13 protein-coding genes are annotated in these 19,538 nt (G+C 61.7%); 8 read left to right on the forward strand and 5 right to left on the reverse strand.

Features of this window, described 5'->3' with window-relative positions:
• Nucleotides 1-276 precede the first annotated feature (276 nt).
• Together GY791_20925 and GY791_20930 are read right to left on the reverse strand one after the other, a co-directional pair.
• Nucleotides 277-1,365, reverse strand: coding sequence for a hypothetical protein (locus tag GY791_20925; protein ID MCP4330860.1), 1,089 nt, complete (start codon nucleotides 1,363-1,365; stop codon nucleotides 277-279).
• A gap of 372 nt (nucleotides 1,366-1,737) precedes the next feature.
• Nucleotides 1,738-2,118 (reverse strand): hypothetical protein, encoded by a 381-nt coding sequence (locus GY791_20930; protein MCP4330861.1) that lies wholly within the window; start codon nucleotides 2,116-2,118, stop codon nucleotides 1,738-1,740.
• Nucleotides 2,119-2,284: 166 nt separating this feature from the next.
• On the opposite strand from GY791_20930, the gene GY791_20935 reads away from it, so the two are divergent.
• The 5 genes from GY791_20935 to GY791_20955 all read left to right on the forward strand — a co-directional run bounded on the left by GY791_20935 (nucleotide 2,285) and on the right by GY791_20955 (nucleotide 7,528).
• A complete protein-coding gene (locus GY791_20935; GenBank protein ID MCP4330862.1) occupies nucleotides 2,285-2,767 on the forward strand; it encodes a hypothetical protein in 483 nt (160 codons plus the stop codon).
• 245 nt (nucleotides 2,768-3,012) lie between these two features.
• Nucleotides 3,013-3,603 (forward strand): hypothetical protein, encoded by a 591-nt coding sequence (locus GY791_20940; protein MCP4330863.1) that lies wholly within the window; start codon nucleotides 3,013-3,015, stop codon nucleotides 3,601-3,603.
• 95 nt (nucleotides 3,604-3,698) lie between these two features.
• Nucleotides 3,699-4,943, forward strand: a complete 1,245-nt coding sequence (locus tag GY791_20945; GenBank protein ID MCP4330864.1) for a hypothetical protein — start codon at nucleotides 3,699-3,701, stop codon at nucleotides 4,941-4,943.
• A gap of 106 nt (nucleotides 4,944-5,049) precedes the next feature.
• Complete coding sequence (locus GY791_20950) at nucleotides 5,050-6,165, forward strand: SEL1-like repeat protein (protein MCP4330865.1); 1,116 nt, start codon at nucleotides 5,050-5,052, stop codon at nucleotides 6,163-6,165.
• A 22-nt stretch (nucleotides 6,166-6,187) separates the two neighbouring features.
• Nucleotides 6,188-7,528, forward strand: coding sequence for a Gfo/Idh/MocA family oxidoreductase (locus tag GY791_20955; GenBank protein ID MCP4330866.1), 1,341 nt, complete (start codon nucleotides 6,188-6,190; stop codon nucleotides 7,526-7,528).
• Between the two features lie 109 nt (nucleotides 7,529-7,637).
• On the opposite strand, the gene GY791_20960 is transcribed toward GY791_20955, so the two are convergent.
• Nucleotides 7,638-8,474 carry a methyltransferase gene (locus GY791_20960; GenBank protein MCP4330867.1) on the reverse strand — a complete coding sequence of 279 codons (837 nt, stop codon included), beginning with the start codon at nucleotides 8,472-8,474 and terminating at the stop codon, nucleotides 7,638-7,640.
• Between the two features lie 243 nt (nucleotides 8,475-8,717).
• On the opposite strand from GY791_20960, the gene GY791_20965 reads away from it, so the two are divergent.
• Nucleotides 8,718-10,181, forward strand: coding sequence for a tetratricopeptide repeat protein (locus GY791_20965; protein MCP4330868.1), 1,464 nt, complete (start codon nucleotides 8,718-8,720; stop codon nucleotides 10,179-10,181).
• Between the two features lie 117 nt (nucleotides 10,182-10,298).
• Nucleotides 10,299-10,805: a hypothetical protein gene (locus GY791_20970; protein ID MCP4330869.1), complete on the forward strand. Its 507-nt coding sequence runs from the start codon at nucleotides 10,299-10,301 to the stop codon at nucleotides 10,803-10,805.
• Nucleotides 10,806-10,841: 36 nt separating this feature from the next.
• Here the strand turns inward: GY791_20970 and GY791_20975 are convergent, their stop codons facing one another.
• Nucleotides 10,842-12,605 (reverse strand): pilus assembly protein, encoded by a 1,764-nt coding sequence (locus GY791_20975; GenBank protein ID MCP4330870.1) that lies wholly within the window; start codon nucleotides 12,603-12,605, stop codon nucleotides 10,842-10,844.
• 189 nt (nucleotides 12,606-12,794) lie between these two features.
• Here GY791_20975 and GY791_20980 point away from each other — a divergent pair, with 189 nt between their 5' ends.
• On the forward strand, nucleotides 12,795-14,723 hold the full coding sequence (locus GY791_20980; GenBank protein ID MCP4330871.1) for a hypothetical protein: 1,929 nt from the start codon (nucleotides 12,795-12,797) through the stop codon (nucleotides 14,721-14,723).
• Nucleotides 14,724-15,099: 376 nt separating this feature from the next.
• Here GY791_20980 and GY791_20985 read toward each other — a convergent pair.
• Nucleotides 15,100-19,538 (reverse strand): right-handed parallel beta-helix repeat-containing protein (locus GY791_20985; protein MCP4330872.1); only part of this gene is annotated, 4,439 nt, incomplete at its 5' end.

The following is a 19,538-nucleotide window of genomic DNA, read 5'->3' on the forward strand; positions in this document are numbered from 1 at the left end:
TCCGCCGCACCACGCATTCGGATCTGACCCGATCGGTTCTGGCCCGAACGCATGCACGTCTTTTTAGTTGGGAGGTCTTTAGGAACGGTAAAATTTATCGAAAAGACGGAACAAGCCGGATTCCGCTATGCCATGTACCGATGTAACGGCTCACATCCATATCGTTTTGCGGCCAAATAATGGGGCACTCTCCTATGGTGCATTCTTACGCCGGGCACAAAAAAATAGCGCCCGCCGAAGCGGGCGCTATCGAAATAGGAGATCGATGTGCCGAGCTTATGGGGTCCCGGTTCCCAAAGCGTTGACGGCGTTGTTGCCGGCACCGATCGCCGCGATCACGTTGCCCGCGACGCGAGCCGTCGAATTGGTCATCGTGCCGCCCGTGATGAGACCGATGCCCATGTTCTGGACCGTCGCGGTGACGGTCACTCCGCCGGTCGCATTCTGGAAGCCGGCGATGGCCGAGGTATGCGGACCGGTCTCGCCGGTGATCGACGACGCGGCGTCGTTGCCGGCGGCGAAGGCCGTGGCGCTGTTGTTCAGCACCCGCAGTGTTTCGTCGAGATCGATGATTGGGCCGGCCTCATTGTTGATGCCGATGAAGTTCTCGAATCTGCCATCGAACGGGGTAGCACCGGCACCGTTTCCGATTTCGCCCGTCACTTCTGCCGTTTCGATAATCAACTGGTTGTAGGCGCTGGTGATGTTGCCGCCACCGCTGACGACAACTTGGTTCACGGCTGTGGAATCGATCGTCGTGGATTGAGCGCCACCGCCGGTCTCGTCGAGATTTTGGAACGTGCCGGCGAAATCCTGCTGAAGCCGATTGCCCGCCGCGCGCGCCAGCATGCTGTTGGCGTCGACCTTGACCGACGTGTTGTTCGTACCATCGGACGCTCCGTTGAAGTTCGCTCCGATGAAGCTGGTGTCGACGAGTGCCGGCGATACGCCCGTTCCGTAGAAGACCTGGGCGGTGGAAGCGGCGATGCTCGCCGTATTGGGGGCGATGACGCCGCCGCAACTATTGCCGATACAATCGGTTCCCGCGACAAGTGCGGAATTCTCGGCGTTGTTGGCCGAGAAAATGGCCTGGATCGCATTGTCCTCGACCGCGACCGTGTCGCCGACCAACGCCAGAGCCGGCGTCAAGAGGCCGATTTGATCGAGAATAGCGGTCGCGCCCTGGCTGACCACGTTGTTGGTTTGCCCGAGGTTGATCTGGGTCGGGGCAAAGTTAATAGGAAGCACGTTGCCCGGTGTTCCCGTCGGTACGGAAATCGTCACCTGCTGCGCCTGCGCCGCGAGGCCCCAGCCCCCGACGGCGATCGCGGCCGCCGCCGCGGTTGTGAGAATTCGTCCCTGCATTCCGATCCCTCCTAGTTAATGATGACGTTCATCATTCAAAGCTAACCTCGTCTAACGGCGCATGTCGCCGCACCACTTCTCACCCGGCTATCGTATTTGCCGGGTCGTCACGCCACGCGTTCGAATCCGAATCGACCGGTTCTTCGAGGCAGGACGCGGTTCAAATGACACAAGAGATTAGGCCCCCTATCATTGTCATTTATCTAACCATGGCTGGACGCTCTCAGAATGACCCCCGTGAAAGCGTTCCGCCACCCCTATGGTACATCGCTCTGCCGACAATGCAATGACTAACTATACGGTGTGACCTCTTTACGGCAAACAATTGATTTTTATTACAATCGTGACAAAAAGTGGCCGTTACGGTGTCGATCACCGAACGGAAATGCGCGTCGTGCCGGCACCCCCCGATACGCTGGCGCGGCTGATCGACCGGTCCGCCTTGTTGATTTCAACCGTCAATCGGCCGTCGCCCGCCGGCCGGCTAATGCGGCACTCAAGTCCTTGGCCCAAAAGGTCATATTGACGCGGCACCGCATCGGACAATTCCATCGGAACCGTGCCGTCGGACGTCTCGAGGACACACTCCGCCACGAATTCCACGCCCGGCGTTCCGGAAAAGGTGACTGTGAAAGGCCATTCGTCAGCCGCTAGCGCGCCGGCCATTGCGTGAACGATCATTCCCCCGGCAACGAAGAGGCCCAGCCGTTTCGCCAATGACCCTTGGCAGAACATTTGCATCGCTGCTACCATGCCGGTTATCGGCACAATTGTGAGGGCTAAGGCCATGCGGCGCAAGGTCGATCCGATGCGGCCGGTTATGGTCCGGTGCCGCACCTATCCTCGGAGTTCCCGCCCCCGTCCGAGTCCTCTTGGAAACACCTTTTTCATCGGGGCTGGTTTGGCCGTCGCGCTGTCCATGGGTATGATGAACGGCCCCGCAGCGGCAGACGACGTGACCCGGGGATGGGACGTCGCGCAACAGGAATGCAGCCAATGCCATACGGTCGCCAACAGCCCGATTGGGGTTGCGACCGGACCGGACAGCTTGAATCAACTGGCGCAAAAAGCCGTTTGGCCGCAGATTCCCATGCGGTCGTGGCTCAGTGTCGTCCATCAGCCGCGCATTCCGGCGGTCAGCCGCAATGAAACCGACCTCAATGCACTGCAAGCATATATCAACTCTCTGCGCAATCCAGGCGTGCCGATCGACGAATTGGTCGTGGTCGGCAAGGGCCCAAAGGGGCCGGTCAGCCAGACCGATGTCGGCGAAGATCCGCTCGACGTGCAGCGGCGCGCTCCCGCGGTCCAGATCGATCTCGGCGATGTGCCGGCCGATGCGGTCGTCGAGCCTCCGCGATGCAAGAATTGCGCTCCGCCCCTCGATCGGCCCTTGAACTAAGAATGCCCATGCTCGCCAAAGCTGAGCCGGCGCCTTATCGGCCGATGTCATTAATGAGTCAATCGATGGCCGCAGTTCCACTATGCAAAGCAATCAATTGCCATCAAGGACTTAAGGCATTACCATCCCCGTATGCCTCCGGTGGAATGTTGGCGATTGGGTTCCGGAAGCGCTCAAGTGGATGTCGACCTGGATTGTTTGAGTTCAGCAATTTCTGCGGTTTCGACATGGGAAGGGGGAGTGGTATGTTGAAGGTCTGTCGATTACTCGCGCCCTTGGTCATCGGAGCAGCATTCACGGCGCCGGCGATGGCGAACGGCTTGTTCGAGAACCCGCCGTGGCAGTTCGAGACACCGTCGGAGAAGATTGCCAATGTCAGCATCGTCGATCTGATCGAAAGGAAGAAGGGCGGGTTTTTCGATTCGTTCGACATCAACAACACGATCAACAACACGACCAATATCGACGGCGACCAGATCAACTGCAATGTCACGTCAACGGCGACCGGAAACGCGAATTCCGGTGCGACCGATGCCACCATCGCGTCGCCGGTCGGATTGCGAGACAACCAAATTATCGCCGATGCGGCCGGCAGCAACTCGGAGCTCTCCCAGGTATCCGGCGACGGCAGCGACGGCGATCAGCTCGTCGATCTCGCCCAGACGAATTCCGGGACCCAGACCGCGACCAACTCGAAGTCGGACATCTTCAGCACGATCGGGACGCAGAATCTCAATGGAACCGCCGATCAGGTCTTGAACAACGACCAAAACATAAGCGACGATGTTGAGATCGAATCGGAAATTGAGAACAGCACCGCCTGTCTCAATCCGTAGACGCGTTCGGGCAAATTTCGACGCGTATATTTGGTGAACGTACGAGACTCGCGATCAACAGCGAGCGACACATTTGAGGGCAGACAAGGGGGCGTATGAACAGGTGGCTAAGTAACGTAGGTCTCGGGATGGTGATAACCGGTGCTCTGGGCATTGCCGGTTGCGCCGATTTCGAGCATGTGCGGCGGGCACCCGACGAGGCCTATGTCATCCAGGGCCCGGCGGTCACCGACAATTCGACGCCGCTCAAATCGGCATTCGTTTGCATGTCGAGCAAGATCAAGGGCACCGGTCGTCCGCCCTACGCGGTAACGGTCGGCAACGTCAAGGACTATACTGGAAAGTTCAGCGAGATCGACGGCGGCAACCCGATCACCCAAGGCGGCGCGCTGATGGTGATGTCGGCGCTGGGTAAGCTGGGTGACGCGGTCAAGCTGCGCGAACGCTTCGATACGCAGGTCACCGAGATCGAGCTGACCTATCTCAGCAAGCGGTATCTCGGCGACGGCCAACGCCACGTTATTCCCAACAACGGCGAGGGATTGCGCGAAGTGCCTTGGCTGCCCTATCTCGGCGGCTCGATCCTCGATTCCGACTATTTCATCGTCGGTGGCATCACCGAGCTCAACTACAATATCCAATCGGGCGGCGCCGAGTTGCGGATCGACAACGCCGGACCGAAGGCGCGCATTTTCACCATCAATGTCGCCGCCGATCTTCGCATCGTGAACTCGCGAACCCTCGAAGTAATCAAGACGACGAGCCTGCAGAAGCAGGTCACCGGCTATGAGGTCGAAACCGAAATCTTTCGCTTCTTCGGCGACATCCTGGTCGACTGGAACGCGGGCGTGAAGAGCCAGGAGCCGCTGCAGATGGCGGTACGCACGACCTTGGAACTCGGCGTGCTTGAGCTGGTCGGCCATGTCACGGGAGTCGATTATCTCCCCTGTGTCGGGTTCTATCGCAAGGACCTGCCATCCACCGAGCAGGCCAATGTCGAGCTCGACGAGAATGGCCAACCGAGCGGAGCCGCATCCGGCGGCCAAAATGGGACCGCCAGTGGAGCTCCCTCGGCGGACCATCCGAAGGTCACCGCGCCGCCGGTCGAGCGCAGCGATGTCACGATCGAGCGCCGCGACGTGGTCGCGACCCGACCGAATGACGGAAACGACGAATTCGGCGAAGCCTTGCGCTGGGTCTTCGGTGGTTCGGCGGCGGCCTCGGAGCGGATTGACGTGACGACACCGGCGACCGAAGAATCTTCGACCAACCCGAACCAAAGATCGGGATTCCGCGAAGAGGGCGCGTTGCCCGCTTCGACGAACCCGCCGCGTTCTTGAGCGGTCCGTCCAATCAACGGTCGGGTCCTATGAACCTGATGCAGATGAAATACAAAGCCGTCGAACGGTAATGGCGAAACCGATGGCTTCGAGGAGATGGGTGCGGATGAAGCGCTCGATCGCATATGCGACAATGGGCGGTGTTCTGGCCATTGGGCTGGCTGGTCCCGCGGCGGCCGATTTCAACGATGGCTACGAAGCTTACCATCGTGGCGACTATACCGCCGCTATCGGCGCCTGGCGGCCGCTGGCCCAAATCGGCGATGCCAACGCCGCCTACTGGCTGGGACTTATCTATGACCGCGGCCAGGGCGTGCCGACCGATCGCGTCCAGGCCGCGGATTGGTACCGGGGCGCCGCCGAGCAAGGCCATTCGCGGGCGCAATTCAACCTCGCCCATATGTACATGAAGGGCGATGGAATCGAGCAGGATCCGGTCAAGGCAGCGGATTGGTATTTGCGCGCCGCCCGGCAGGGCGACGCCTTTGCGCAATTCAACCTCGGCCACCTCTATCAGAACGGAATCGGCGTCGCGCGCGACGATGCCGTGGCCGCCGAATGGTACCGCCGTGCCGCGGAACAGGGCCTGGCCGGCGCGCAGACCAACCTTGGGGTGCTCTACGATTCCGGTGTCGGTGTTTCCCAAGATGATGCGGAAGCGCTGGGTTGGTATCAACGGGCCGCCGACCAGGGCGACCCGAGCGCTCAATACAACCTCGGCGCCATGTACGCCAACGGCGAAGGCGTGCCTCGGGACGACGACAAGGCGCTCGAGTGGTATTTGGCAGCGGCCGAACAAGGCTATGCGCCGGCGCAATATCGCTTGGGGACCATGTACGCCGACGGCGATCGAGTGCCGCAGAACCATATTCAAGCGGTGCGCTGGTTCAAGCCGGCGGCGGAAAACGGCTTGCCCGAGGCGCAGAACTATCTCGGCCTGCTCTATGAAGAGGGCAAGGGCGTCGCCGAGAACGACGCCGAAGCGGTCCGACTGTTCGCCAACGCGGCGCAACAAGGCAACGCCCAATCGCAATACAATCTCGGTGCCATGTATTTTAAAGGCGAAGGTGTACCGAAAGACGACGTGCGGGCGCTGATGTGGTTCATGATCGCTGCCGAATTGGGGCACAACGACGCCGCCGCGGTGCGGGATAAGCTGGCCGCCAGCCTGACGCCCGACCAAATCGCGCAAGCCAAGAAATTGGCCGTGAACCCGCAATAGTCATTGCCGTCGGGCAGCGCCCGTGAGCCTCAACCAGCTTCTCCACCAACGCCGGGAATCCGGCAAGCCAGTGCGCGTCGCGCTGATCGGAGCCGGAAAGTTCGGTTCCATGTTCCTATCGCAAATCCCGGCGACGCCCGGTCTCGATGTCTTCGGCATCGCCGATCTCGACCCCGACCGGGCGCGGACGGCGTGCCGCCATGTGGGCTGGCCCGGTGAATTGATTGACCGCACGGTTTTCACCGACGATGCGATGCCGCTGATGGCGGCCGATGCGGTTGAGGTCGTCGTCGAGGCCACGGGCAACCCCGCCGCCGGGCTCGGTCATGCCCGCGCCGCGATCGGCAACGGCAAGCACGTCGTGATGGTCAATGTCGAGGCGGATGTCCTTGCCGGACCGTTGATCGCGCGCGAGGCGGCCGGCGCTGGCGTCATCTATACACTTGCCTATGGCGACCAGCCGGCGCTGATCGTCGAATTGGTCGACTGGGCGCGGGCCTGCGGCTTCACTGTCGTCGCCGCCGGCAAGGGAACCAAATACCTGCCCGCCTATCATGCCTCGACGCCGGATACGGTTTGGACCCACTACGGGGTGACGCCCGAGCAGGCCGCCGCCGGCGGCATGAACCCGCAAATGTTCAACTCGTTTCTCGACGGCACCAAGTCGGGCATCGAGATGGCCGCGGTCGCCAACGCGACGGGCCTCCTACCGCCGTCGGCCGGGTTGGCCTTTCCGCCTTGCGGTGCCGACGACCTGCCCACGGTCTTGTGTCCCCAAGGCGAGGGCGGCGCACTCGAACAAGCGGGTCAGGTCGAGGTCGTCTCCAGCCTCAACCGAGATGGCTCACCGGTGCCCCGCGACCTGCGCTGGGGCGTCTATGTCGTGTTCGAGGCGCCCAACCCCTATGCGGCGCGCTGCTTCGCCGAATACGGCCTAGTCACCGACCCGTCCGGCACCCGCGCCGCGCTGTATAAGCCCTATCACCTGATCGGGCTGGAACTGAACATTTCCGTCCTCTCGGCCGCGCTGCGCGGCGAGGCGACAGGTGCGCCGAGCGGATTTCGTGGCGACGTCACGGCAACCGCCAAGCGGGCGCTGCGGGCCGGCGAAATACTCGACGGCGAGGGTGGCGCCCTGGTCTGGGGCAAGCTGATGCCGGCGGTCGAGAGCCTTCGGCTCGGTGCCCTGCCGATCGGACTCGCCAGCGACCTTCGATTGCGCCGGGACGTCGCGGAGGGCGCCACGCTGACGTGGTCGGACGTGGCCACCGACGAAGACCTCGACGCCTATCGCCTGCGGCGCGAAATGGAATCGCTTTTTGTAACCACCGACCGCGCGGCGGAAGGCGCCGCCGGCGCCTAGAGCAAGATCGTTTCAGATCGAGTCGAACTGAACCGTGAATCTTGCTCTAATTCAATATGTTAGGGTGTGATTCGCGGCTCACTTCGTTGCGACGCGAGCCGATCACACCCTAGAAAAATACCAGCGTCCGGCTTTCGATGCTTTCGCGCGGCGCCGCGTCCGCCGGCGTGGTTGGATCTTCGAAGGCCGTGTGAACGGCGGACCGTGCCGGCCCGCTCCGTTCGGAATCATAGGTCTTGATCAACAACGCCTCGTCGCGCGCCATATCGGGGAAGTAATACCAGCGATGCTGGGGATTGAAGAGCACCTGGTAGACCTCGCCGATACGGTCCCAGGCCCGCCGCTCGCTCGGCACCAGGTCGGTATCGGCTACGCTGCGCGCGTCACACAATGCCAACGGCGATGATCTTACCGGCCCGGCGATCGGCCGCCACACGTTGACGATGGCGAAGCGGCTTTGGAGCCGCACTTCCGCCTCCGCCTCCGGCAGCAGGTCGCGCACCCGCCGCGGCGCCGAGCGGTCGGTATAGTCGTTGTGAACGCTTCGCGCCGGATCGCGCATCTTCTTGCGCTCGCGGAGTTCCGCCGAATCGGCCCGCAAGGTATGGTCGAATACGACGACATGAGCGGCGCCGGTGTGGTCCTTCACCAGTTTTTCGATCTCTCTCTCGTAGATGGTTTCGATCTGCTCCTGATCGAGAAAATCGACGACTTCGGTAGGATGCCCCGCGAGCTGAAATCCCTGCGCGTCGAGCGAAAAGCGATCCGCCACCGGACGGCCATCATGGATCGGCACCGCGTGCGCCGCGTATTCGCCGCCGAAACGGGTCTCGCCGGCACCGGCGACGGACGGGTAAAAGACCGGCTTTTGATCGGCATCGGCAAGGTAGTTCAGCACCCCGGACACCGCGGGAAGTGTAATGCCCAGATCACTTGATTGTGCCATCTCGCCCCCTCCCCGGCTCCCAGGGGCCGACGAAATATCGCCGCCCTCGAGCCTTAGGCCATGTTGTTCGACGCCTGCTGACAACAGGAATATGGACCCGCTGCCGGCCAAGGCAATACGGACGGGAAAAAACGCTTGCGGCGAGTATTGTTTGTCGTGCCCGGCTGGCTTAAAACCTCCTTCGAAAATGGTGCAGTCAGCGCACTACCACGGCAACAACCCACCTCACCCGGATACCTCACAATGCCAGGCAAGACGGTCCCCATCCAGCAAGCCTATGAAATGGCGGCGAAGCTTTATCACCAGAAGCGCCCGCGGGTGGCCATGCGCCTCATCGACCAGATCATCCAGCGTCGTCCGAATCATATGCACGCCCACCATTTGCGTGGCGCCGCGCTCATGCAGCTGGACATGATGGACGAAGCCGAGGTTCCGCTGCGCCGGGCGCTCGAGCTGGCCCCGAGCAACGTCTCGTTCAATAATACTTTTGGCGTGTGGCTGAAAAAAAGCGAACGGCTCGAGGACGCGCTCAAGCAATTCGAGGAGGTCAAGCGGCTCAATCCCACTTTCGCTCCGGTCCATACCAACATAGGTCTGGTGCACCAACGCCTGCAGAACTTCGAAGCCGCGCATGTCGCGCACGGCAAGTGCCTCGAGCTCGACCCCGATTACCGCCCGGCGATGCACAATATGGGAAACACGCTGGACGCCTTGGGCAAGACCGAGGAATCGGTCAAGATGTTCACCCGCGCCCTTCGCCAATCTCCCGAAGATGCGGAAATCCTGATGGACCGGGGGCTGGTGCGCCTTCGGGCCGGCGACTACGAACGCGGCTGGGAGGATTACGAGCACCGCCTAACCGTGCTCAATCAACGGCTCCGCCATCGTCAGGTCAACGCCCCGATGTGGGACGGCGGCGACTTCAAGGGCAAGACTCTGGGTGTCTATCAGGAGCAAGGCTACGGCGACGTCATCCAGTGCCTCCGCTATGTCCCCTGGGTCAAGGAACGCGGCGGCGAATTGGTCTTCCTGGTCGCCAAACCGCTGGAACGGGTGCTGGAAACCGTCGACGGAATCGACCGGATCGTTACCGCCTTCGAAGATGTACCGGCAATCGATTTCAAGATTCCTATCTTCAGCCTGCCGAGAATCTTCAAGACGCGGTGGCCCGATGTTCCGGCCGAAACGCCCTACATTCGCGCCGCCGCCGACAGCGCCGTGCAGTTCGACGGCGCGACCTTGAATGTCGGCCTCATCTGGGCCGGTAGCACGACCTTCAAGGGCGATCACTATCGCACCATGACGCCTGAAATGCTGGCCCCGTTGACCGAGGTGCCCGGCGTAAAACTCTATAGCCTGCAATTCGGCGCCGACGAATCGGTTCTCACCGAGGCCGGGCTCGAAGGCAAGGTCCACGTCCTCGGCGACGAGGTCCTCGGTGACTTCTTCCAGACCGGCGGGATCATCGAAAAACTCGACCTGATCATCACCGTCGACACGGTCACGGTTCATCTCGCCGGCGCGCTGAGCCGGCCGGCCTGGCTGATGCTGAGCCGGACCGGCGATTGGCGCTGGGGCCGCGACATCGATAATTCGCCCTGGTACCCGAGCGTCCGGGTATTCCGCCAGGAACAGCAAAACGACTGGAGCGGCGTTGTCGACAGGATCGCGGCCGCGCTTGGTGAGTTATGCAGCACACGAAGCTAGCGCCATTCACCCCAAATCGGTTTGCGCGTAGAGCGGTTTCTGCTATGCACAACGGCCCGCGCCCTGGCCGGCGCACCACCGTTCGGCACCTACCCCAATCCAAGCTGGAGTAATCTCATGGCGCGCGTCGATGAACGCATGAAACCCATCGTCGATATGTTCGCGGCGACGATACGCAATCCCAAGGCGATGGGCGTCCTCAGCGATTGGAAGAAAGCGATCGAAAACGGCGTAATGAGCTTTGGGCGCAAGGAGCCGCTCGGCGACGACCTCGATTTCAACACCCTGTTCTTCGTCCACCCCAACCCCGCCTACAATGCATCCCTCAACAAGATCGTGCTGGCGCCCGATATCGAGATCGCCGGGGTCATCACCAACAGCACGTTCGAGCATCAGAAGTTCAATTTCCTGAAGCAGGAAATGCTCATCATCAAGGGACACGGCAAGTGGGATTATGCCAAGAACGAGCGCTTCAAATCACTGCGCATCCAGGATAACGTCACGCTCTGCATTCCCGAGTTCGTCGACAGCAACGTTCCGGCCAACGCCGCGGCTTATACGGACCAGATCGCCAATGCGTGCCAGCTGTGGCTGCTGACGCAAAACGTCAAACACAAGAATTGAGGGGCCGCGCCGCGCCATTTGTCGGCGCGCGTCGGATCAGTCGACCGTATAGCCCAGGCGCTTGATGACCGGTTCGACGATCGGGATGATCGGTTCGAGATGCTTGAGGTAGTTCTTGTAACGGTAGGCCGACCGCGAATATAGCTTTTCGGTCACCTGGGCGTAGCTCGCGGTTCGCGCGTAGCGCGCATTTTCGTGGAAATTCAGGCATTTCTCGTCGAACGGCTCGCCGATAAAGTCGAGCAGTTCCCGCACGTTGGTCTCCTGGTCCTCGACGATTTCTTCGTATTTGACCGGCATGTATTTCATTTGAACGTTGTCGCGGTAGTGGAACACGAGATCCATCACCAAGGCGTAATGCCGCGCCGTGCTTTCCAACGAAAACGCACAATAGTAGCCGTGGGTCAGGTAGTTCGAAAACACCGAGACGACAACGTCCAAAGGATGCCGGATGAGGTGAATGATCGGCGATTGGGGGAACAGCAGGCTGATGAAGCCGAGATGGGTCTCGTTGAGCGGCATCTTGTCGGTAAAGTAGTCGACCCCGTCTTCGAGGATACCGAGCTGACGCACCTTGCCGAGATACCAGTCACGCATATGGTCGAGCCCGCCGAGGTTTTCGCCGATCCACAAATCGGCGAGGCTCTCCGGGTATTTCGTCGGACTGTTCAGCATCTGCGGCGTGAACCGGGTCAAGTCGCCGATGAACGTCAGCTCGTCCCCGGCGCACAATTTGGGATGGGCGGTCAGGGTCTGCTCGACCATAGTCGTGCCGGAGCGCGGGAATCCGACGACGAAGAGCGGCTGCGCGACACCGTCCCGGCGCTCGGCACGGGGCAAAAGTTCGAGGCGCCCGGAGGTGAAGAAATTCTTCAGACGGCCGGCGAGCTGGGCCGCGATCTTGTCGCGGTAGCTGTTGCCGCTGGCCTCGCGCACCATGTTCTTGCCGCGCTCGTAGCAATCCCAGGCCTCGTCAAAGCGGCCGAGCCGGTCGTAGAGCCGGCCCTTTTCGAGAAGATGCGTCGAGGTCGGATCGACTTCCTGCATTTCCTCGCTGCTGCTGAGACCGTCGAGCACCTCAAGCGCCTTGTCGTATTCCTTCTCGCGACCGTGAAGCACCGCCTTGACGAGGGCGATCGCGGCCGGCCGTTTCTCGAGCGCCTCCACACGCCCCAGAAGCTCCCACGCGGAATCGATGTTGCGGCGTGCCTCCTCCATCCGCGTCCAACCCATCAAGGTGTTGAAATTGTTCGGGTCGAGCGCGTCGGCCTTGCGGTAAAACTCCTCCGATTCCGCGACCCGGCCCTGCTGCTTGAGGTTGAGGGCGAGATTGGCATAAAGGCTGGCGTCTTCGCCCTCGACCAATTCGAGCGCCCGCCGGTAGTGGTATTCGCCCGACAGGTTGCGGTTGGCCTCGGTGAGGAGCGCCGCCATCATGCTGTGCGCCCGCGCGTTGCGCGGCGCGATCCGGATGGCGTTGCGCGCGTGGTGCTCAGCCTGCGCGCGCTCTCCCTTGCGGTAGAGCAGGAAGGACAGCTCGTTGGTCGACCAGATCTGGTTGGGGTTGATGTGAACGGCGCGCTTGATCAGCGCCTCCGCGGCCTGGGTTTTTCCCTCCCGGGCGCGGACCTGGTAAAGGATCTGCAGCGCCTCGAGATAGCACGGCGCATGCTCGATGACATGGACGCAATGAAAGGCCGAGTCCTTCAGATTGCCCGCTTTCAGGGCCGCCTCGGCCTGTTCCAGGGTTGGCTTCCAATAATCGCGGATGGCCTGGGTTTCGCGTTTTGCCTGCTTCATCTGGCAGCAGGTCAGGGCGCGCAAGCCGCTGCCACACTCGCAAAGTTCCGATTCTTCCCGCGCCATTTTGTTCGCTGCGACTGCCATGCGTCCTCTGTTCAGGTCCCGTTGAAGTTGCTATAAGGGGGTGATTCGTGAGGCGAATATATTCCCTGTTTCAAAAGGTTACAACCCGGACGCCGGAGATCCATGAAGCTTCGACAACCCTTCTACAAATTGCCCTTCACCTTCGACCCCAGCCGGCTGAAGAAAGAGGCGTTGGCCTTCCCGGAAAGCGCCTGGCGGCCGCATCCGTCGGGTTATGAGGGCAATACCGCGCTGATCCTCATCGCCGCCCACGGCGAGGAGAACGACGACACCAAGGGCCCCATGCGCCCGACCCAGCACCTGGCGAATTGTCCCTACATGCAGCAGGTCCTGGCGTCGTTCGATACCGTCATCGGGCGCACCCGATTGATGCGCCTGGAGGCCGAATCGGACGTCCTCGAGCACACCGATATCGCCTATTACTGGCGCAACCGGACCCGCATCCACGTCCCCATCGTCACCGATCAGTCGGTCAAATTCTGGTGCGAGGACAACAACGTGCACATGAAGGCCGGCGATTGCTGGACCTTCGACAATTGGCGTCTGCACAAGGTCGAGAACCCGAGCAATGTGACCAGAATCCATCTCGTCATCGACACTGTCGGCTCGGCCTCCTTCTGGCGCATGCTGCGCCAGGTCGAGAGAAACGAGCGCGAGCCGCAGTTCGTGCCGTTCGATCTCGACAAGAAGGATATCAGCGTTCCCATCGAACACTACGAAAGCGCCCCGGTGATGGCGCCCGGCGAGATCGACCGTAATTGCGAAATCCTGGTCGCCGACCTGCGCGCCCGCGCCGACAACGATGCCGAGCTGATCGACGACGTCGAGGAGGCGTTGGAGGAAATCCGCCACGCCTGGCGCTCGATTTGGGTCGTCGACGGCGCCGACCAGACCGCCTGGCCGAGCTATCAGAATGTGGTTCAGGACGCGCTCAAGCTGGCCCAACACCTGCCGCCCGCGCTCCGCGTCGCGAGCAACGGCATGACCGCTTCGTCGATCATCCAGTCCGATTTCGCATTCGCCCTCGACCGCTCGGCCCTGCCCATGGCGGCCAACGCCAACATCCCGGTGCGCCAGGCCCGGCGGGCGGCCGGCGGCGGCCGGCGGCAAGGCGGCGGCGGACAACGCCGCGCCCAGGCGCGACGGGCCAATCAGAACCAGCACCGCTTGGCTAGTATGTTCGACCGCCCGGTGTTCATCGTCGCCGCGCCGCGCTCGGGCAGCACTTTGCTGTTCGAGACCTTGGCCCAGAACCGGGACTTCTGGACCCTTGGCGATGAGGGCCACCAGCAGGTCGAATCGATCCAGGGCCTGCACCCGAAAGCGAAGAAGTTCGCCTCCAACCGGCTCACCCACCTCGACGCCTCGCCGCAGGTGATTGGCGCCTTGCGCGGCGGGTTTCTGCGCGATGCCCGCAGCGCCGACGGAACCTTGTTGACCAGCCTGACCGGCGAGGCGGTGCCGGAGACCGTCCGCTTCCTCGAAAAGACGCCAAAGAACGCGCTGCGCATCCCGTTCCTGCGCGCGGCCTTCGCCGGCGCGCGGTTCATCTTCCTCCACCGCAACCCGCGCGACAATCTGAGCAGCCTGCTCGATTCCTGGCGCTCGGGACGCTACGTCACCTATCGCGGATTGCCGGGGTGGAAGGGACAGCCGTGGTCCCATCTGTTGATCCCCGACTGGCGCGAATTGAACGGCAAGAAGTTGGCCGACATCGTCGCCGCGCAATGGCTCACCACCAACCGGCTGATCCTCGACGACCTGACCGAGGTCCCAGACGACCATTGGTGCTCGATCCGTCACGAAGACTTCATCGCCAACCCGGCAAAGGAGCTGCGGCGTCTGTGCACCTTCGCCGAGGTTCCGTTCGGCGCCCGTATGGAGGACGCCTCGAAGGCCCCCTTGAAACCTTCGAAATACACGCTGACCGCGCCCGATCCGGACAAGTGGAAGAAGAACGCGCCGGAGCTCAAGCCGGTGATGGCATCGACCAAGGACCTCGCCGAAGAACTCTCCAAACTGCCGCGTTAGACTTCGCCGGTCCCGCGCGCTGCCGGACGATGAGTGACGCGGTGCAGACACGGGATCCCGGTTCTGCGGGCATGGGGATGGTTGGGTCGGCCATGTCCTCGGCTCAAGCTCCCCCTCACCCAGCTCCGGCTAAGCTCGGGTCCCCCTCACCCTCCCGCTACGCGGGTCCCTCCCTCTCCCCGAAGGGGCGAGGGAACGTGGGTAAGGGGCGAGGGGAGATGCTCCGCGCGCGGTCAAATTCCCTCTCCCCTCGAGGGAGAGGGAAGAGGGAGCGGAGCGACCGAGGGTGAGGGGGTGAGGTCGTGAGGGCCAAACGCAAACGCGCCGCTCGGGAGGAGCGGCGCGTCCGGTTGGATCGTGTTTACAAGGGTGCGGATTACGGCCCGATGATGGTCTGAATGAATCCGCCGCCGTTGCTGCCGAAAGCGGTGCCGTTGCCGGCGAAGGTCACACTCGTCAGGTCGACGAACTGGATGCCGAAATCGTTGTTGGAGGCGTAAAGGCCGAAATCGCCCGCGCCGTCGTGGTTGGTGATGTAATTGCCGCCCGGCGTGAACAGCACGGTCTGGAATGCATGCAAGTCGGATGTGTCGCCCGAGTTGTACAGGAACACGCCGTCGTCGCCGTTGGCGTTGATGTCGTTGCCCATGAAGGCGGCGCTCATCGTCACCGAACCGCCGGTATCGGCTGAATCCCAATCCTGGCGCAACTCGATGCCGTCGTCGTAACTGAGGAAGACGGTGTTGTCGGTGAACTCGAGCATCGTGTTCGACAGCGCCGCGTCGTCGGCCTCGACCCTGACATAGATGCCGTCGTCACCGACGTTGAGGCCGTTGCCGCCGATGGTGTTGCCGACGAAGTCGATGTCGGCGATCGATACGCCGTCCTGATCGAGGTTGATCAAAATCTCGATGCCATCGTCGTCGTTGTTGACGATCGAGTTGTCGCGGATCGTGGCATTGAACACGTTGCTGGCATCGTCGTTGTCGATCAGGATGTCAATAGCGAGCCCGTCCGCCGTGTTGTCGTGGATGACGTTGTTGTAGAAATCGAGGAAGAACGACGTGCTGGTTTCGTCGTCATCATTCTCGATGTCGATCCGGACTCCTTCGCTGCCGTTGCCGGCGATCGAGTTGTGGCCGATATCGAAGGTCTGGGTCGAGAACGCGCCGTCGTCGACGTTGACGTCGATATAGAGGCCGTCGCTATCGCTGTTGACCACGGTGTTGTGGCTGATGGTGCCGGTCTGGTAGTGGCGCGATTCAGGCTCGTCGTCCGCGTCGACGTCGATCTTGATGCCCTCGTCGCCGCTTTCGTCGACCGAGTTGCGGCGGACGTTGAGGGTCTGGCGGATGGTGCCTTCGTCGTCGACCTCGTTGTTGACGTATATGCCGTCGTTATCGGCACGGAGGACCGTGTTGTCGTCGATGGTGACCGTGTTTTCCTGATCGATGAAGCCCTCGTCGGCGTGATTGTCGACGACGATGCCGTCATCGCCGGTATCGGTCACCGAGTTGCGCCGGATGTTGACCGTCTGGACCAGCAAGGACGGCGCATATTCGACGTCGTTGTTGACGTCGATGCCGTCGCCGCCGACATCGAAGATCGTGTTGTCGTCGATATTGACCGTCTGCAGCAGCGTTCCGGTGTTGTCGCTGGTGATGATGAACCCGATATTGCCGACTTGGTTGTCGACCAGGACGCCGTCGCTTCCGGCATCGTGGATCGTATTGCCGGAGACGGTGATCGTGTTCGCCTGGTCGACGAAGGCGTCGTAATTGACATCGGTCGAAATCTGCACGCCCTCGTCGTCGGTGGCCGAGATGCTGTTGCGGCTCACGTCGACGGTCTGGGTCAGGGTGGTGCCGAGATCGTCGGCATTGTTGGTGATGCGCACGCCCTCGCCGCCCAACCCGATAATGAACGAGTCGTTGACATCGTAGATCACGTTGTCGGTGACATTGACGGTCTGGGCCAGGGTGCCGGCGGTGTCGGCGTCGTTGTCGATCGAGACGCCGGCATGGGGCAGCAGGAAGCCGATAATCCCATAACCGATGTGGTTGATGGTGTTGCCGGCGACGGTGATGGTGTTGGCCTGGTTCATGATCGAGTCGTTGCTGACATCGGTGTCGATGTCGACGCCGTCGTCCGATTCGTAGCTGATCGAGTTGCGCAGCACGTTGATGGTCTGGGTCGCGGTCGACGCCCGGTCGAGGTCGGTGGTGATGTTGACGCCGTCGCCGATGATCGGCCCGAGCCCGAAGAAATCCGCATAGGAATTACGCGACAGGAAATTGTCGTTGACGTCGATGGTCTGGAACAGGGTGCCGTTGTAATTGACGTCGTTGTTCACATAGACGTTGTGCGAGACGACGCTGAAATAGAATTGGCCCGAATAGGTCACCGTATTGCCCGACACGTTGAGGCTCTGCGCCAGCGTCGCCCGGTAGACGTCGTTCTCGACCTGGATGCCGTCGTCGCCGGTGTCGGTCACCGTGTTGCGGCGGATGTTGATGGTGCTGCCCTGGTCGATGAAGGCGCCGTTGGCGGCCCGGGTCTCGACCTGGATGCCGTCGCTCTCGTACAGGTTCGCGGAGACGATGTTGTCGTCGATATCGATATGCTGCTGGATGAAGACGTTGTTGGGCGGCGGCGTGCCGGTGCCCACGGCAACGGTGTCGATCTCGATACCCTCGTCGTCGATCTCGAACACCGAGTTGTGGTGGATGTTTATCCGCTGCAACAGGGTGCCGGGGCGGCCAAGGCCGTAATCGGCGAAGTTGTCGATCTCGATGCCTTCCTCGTCGGTCGCGGTAATGGTGTTGAAGCCGATGGTGATGGTGTTGGACTGGTCGAGGAATCCCCCGCCGCGGACGTCGTTATCGATCTCGATGCCCTTGTCGCCGATATCGTCGTCCTCGCCCGGCGTGCCAATCACGTTGCCGATGATGTTGGTGGTCTGCACCACCGTCGAGCCGTATCCGACATAGGTATCAACGTCGATGCCGTCATTGCCGGTATCGGTGATCGTGTTGTTGTTGATGGTGATCGTGTTGGCCTGGTCGAGGAAACTGTCGTTGTTGACGTTGGTGTCGACCTCGATGCCGTCGTCGTCGATATCGTCGATCGAGTTGCCGTTGATGTTGATGGTTTGGATCGCAGTGGCGTCGTCGTAGATGTCGACGTCGACGTCGATCCCGTCATCGCCCTCATCGCCGATATCTGCAATCGAGTTGTCGTTGATATTGAGGGTGTTGGCCTGGTCGAGGAAGCCGCCGTTGCGGACGTCGATCTCGACAGAGATGCCGTCGCCGTTGGTCTCGCTGATCGAATTGTTGTTGATATTGATGGTCTGGATCGCGGTCGAGCCGGAATCTTCGACCTCGACGTCGACCTCGATGCCGTCGCCGCCGGTGTCGAAGATCGAGTTGTTGTTGACGTTGATGGTGTTGGCCTGATCGATCAGACCGCCATTGCGCGCGGCGACCCGGACCTCCATGCCCTCGCCTTCGTCGGTATCGGTAATCGTGTTCCAGTTGACCGACAGGGTCTGCAGGATGGTGCCGCCGTAGTCGGCATCGGTGTAGGTCTCGATGCCGTCGTCGTAGACGTTGTTGATCGAGTTGTAGTTGATCGTCACCGGGTCGGCCTGGTCGAGGAAGCCCTCGTTGTCGGCATGGGCATGGACCTTGATGCCGTCGTTGTAGTCGACGTTGTCGATCGAGTTCCAACTGACGTCGATACTGTTCTTGAGCGACGAGCCGGCGCCGTCGACATAGACCTCGACGTGGATACCTTCGTACCAGACGTTGTTGATCGTGTTCTGGGTGACGGCGAGGTCGAACGAATGGGCGTCGCCATCATTGGCGGTGATCGTCGTCAAGATGCCGTGACGGTCGCTGGAATCGAAGATCCGGTTCCAGTTGATGAAGCCGCTCGGCGTCGAGGTGGTGAACAGATTGTAGACGTTGTCGCGCGGGTTGTTGACATAGGTGCGGATGCCGTCGCCGGTGGCGCTCGACAGGTCGATCACCAGGTCCTGGATCCAGAAGTTGCTCTCGACGTCGGGGCCGTGGACGCCGTGGTAGAAATCGCCCTCGAGGTAGAGGTTCACGATCGACGAATTGTTCTGGAACGTGATCAGACTCGCGCTGTCGTCGTCGCCGATGATGGTCGGCGTGCCCTCGCCGGGGAGCGGCGTGAAATAGACCATGTAGCCGGTATAGGACCCGGTCAGCTTGACCGCCTTGCCGGCGCCGACCAGGTTCTGGCCCTCGGCCAAATCGATGCCGCCGGGGCCGGCGGTGTAGGCGCCGTTGTTGTCGTCGAGCACGACGATCGAGTTGTCGCCGCCGTTGGCCAGCGCGTCGGCCAGGCTGTCGGGGTCGTACTTGATCCCCGACCCGCCGCCGCCGTCGGTGGCGAAGAAGATCGAATCGACCCGGGCGTCGCCGTTGTTCACGAACACCGCCTCGTCGTTGTAGCCGATGCCGGTGATGATCGGCTCGCGCACGATGCGATCGAGCATGCGCCGGTCGAGGCCGGTCACCTTGGGCTGGCTGCCGACGCCCATCGCCGCCAGTGGAATCCGCACGATCACCGAGCCGAAACCCTCGGTCCCGCGCACGTCGTCGTTGCGCACCTCGCCGCCCAGCGTCAGCCGCGAGCCGTCGGTGAGGAAATCGAGGTCGTAGATGCGCGCCTCGACCCGGCCCCGCGGGCCGGCCACGTTCTGCAAGTTGTCGGCCCAGTAATAGAACCCGCCGCCGAAGATGCGGATCTCGAAATCCGGGTCGCTGTCGAAGATCGGCAGCT

It is taken from the genome of Alphaproteobacteria bacterium (genome assembly GCA_024244705.1).
Classification (GTDB): domain Bacteria; phylum Pseudomonadota; class Alphaproteobacteria; order JAAEOK01; family JAAEOK01; genus JAAEOK01.

What these genes read in the sequence shown, in the direction of transcription:
- GY791_20940 (MCP4330863.1), top strand. Translation starts at nt 3,013, where the DNA reads ATGTTGAAGGTCTGTCGATTACTCGCGCCCTTGGTCATCGGAGCAGCA.
- GY791_20930 (MCP4330861.1), bottom strand. Translation starts at nt 2,118, where the DNA reads ATGGTAGCAGCGATGCAAATGTTCTGCCAAGGGTCATTGGCGAAACGG.
- GY791_20960 (MCP4330867.1), bottom strand. Translation starts at nt 8,474, where the DNA reads ATGGCACAATCAAGTGATCTGGGCATTACACTTCCCGCGGTGTCCGGG.
- GY791_20925 (MCP4330860.1), bottom strand. Translation starts at nt 1,365, where the DNA reads ATGCAGGGACGAATTCTCACAACCGCGGCGGCGGCCGCGATCGCCGTC.
- GY791_20950 (MCP4330865.1), top strand. Translation starts at nt 5,050, where the DNA reads ATGAAGCGCTCGATCGCATATGCGACAATGGGCGGTGTTCTGGCCATT.
- GY791_20965 (MCP4330868.1), top strand. Translation starts at nt 8,718, where the DNA reads ATGCCAGGCAAGACGGTCCCCATCCAGCAAGCCTATGAAATGGCGGCG.
- GY791_20970 (MCP4330869.1), top strand. Translation starts at nt 10,299, where the DNA reads ATGGCGCGCGTCGATGAACGCATGAAACCCATCGTCGATATGTTCGCG.
- GY791_20980 (MCP4330871.1), top strand. Translation starts at nt 12,795, where the DNA reads ATGAAGCTTCGACAACCCTTCTACAAATTGCCCTTCACCTTCGACCCC.
- GY791_20975 (MCP4330870.1), bottom strand. Translation starts at nt 12,605, where the DNA reads ATGAAGCAGGCAAAACGCGAAACCCAGGCCATCCGCGATTATTGGAAG.
- GY791_20935 (MCP4330862.1), top strand. Translation starts at nt 2,285, where the DNA reads ATGGGTATGATGAACGGCCCCGCAGCGGCAGACGACGTGACCCGGGGA.
- GY791_20945 (MCP4330864.1), top strand. Translation starts at nt 3,699, where the DNA reads ATGAACAGGTGGCTAAGTAACGTAGGTCTCGGGATGGTGATAACCGGT.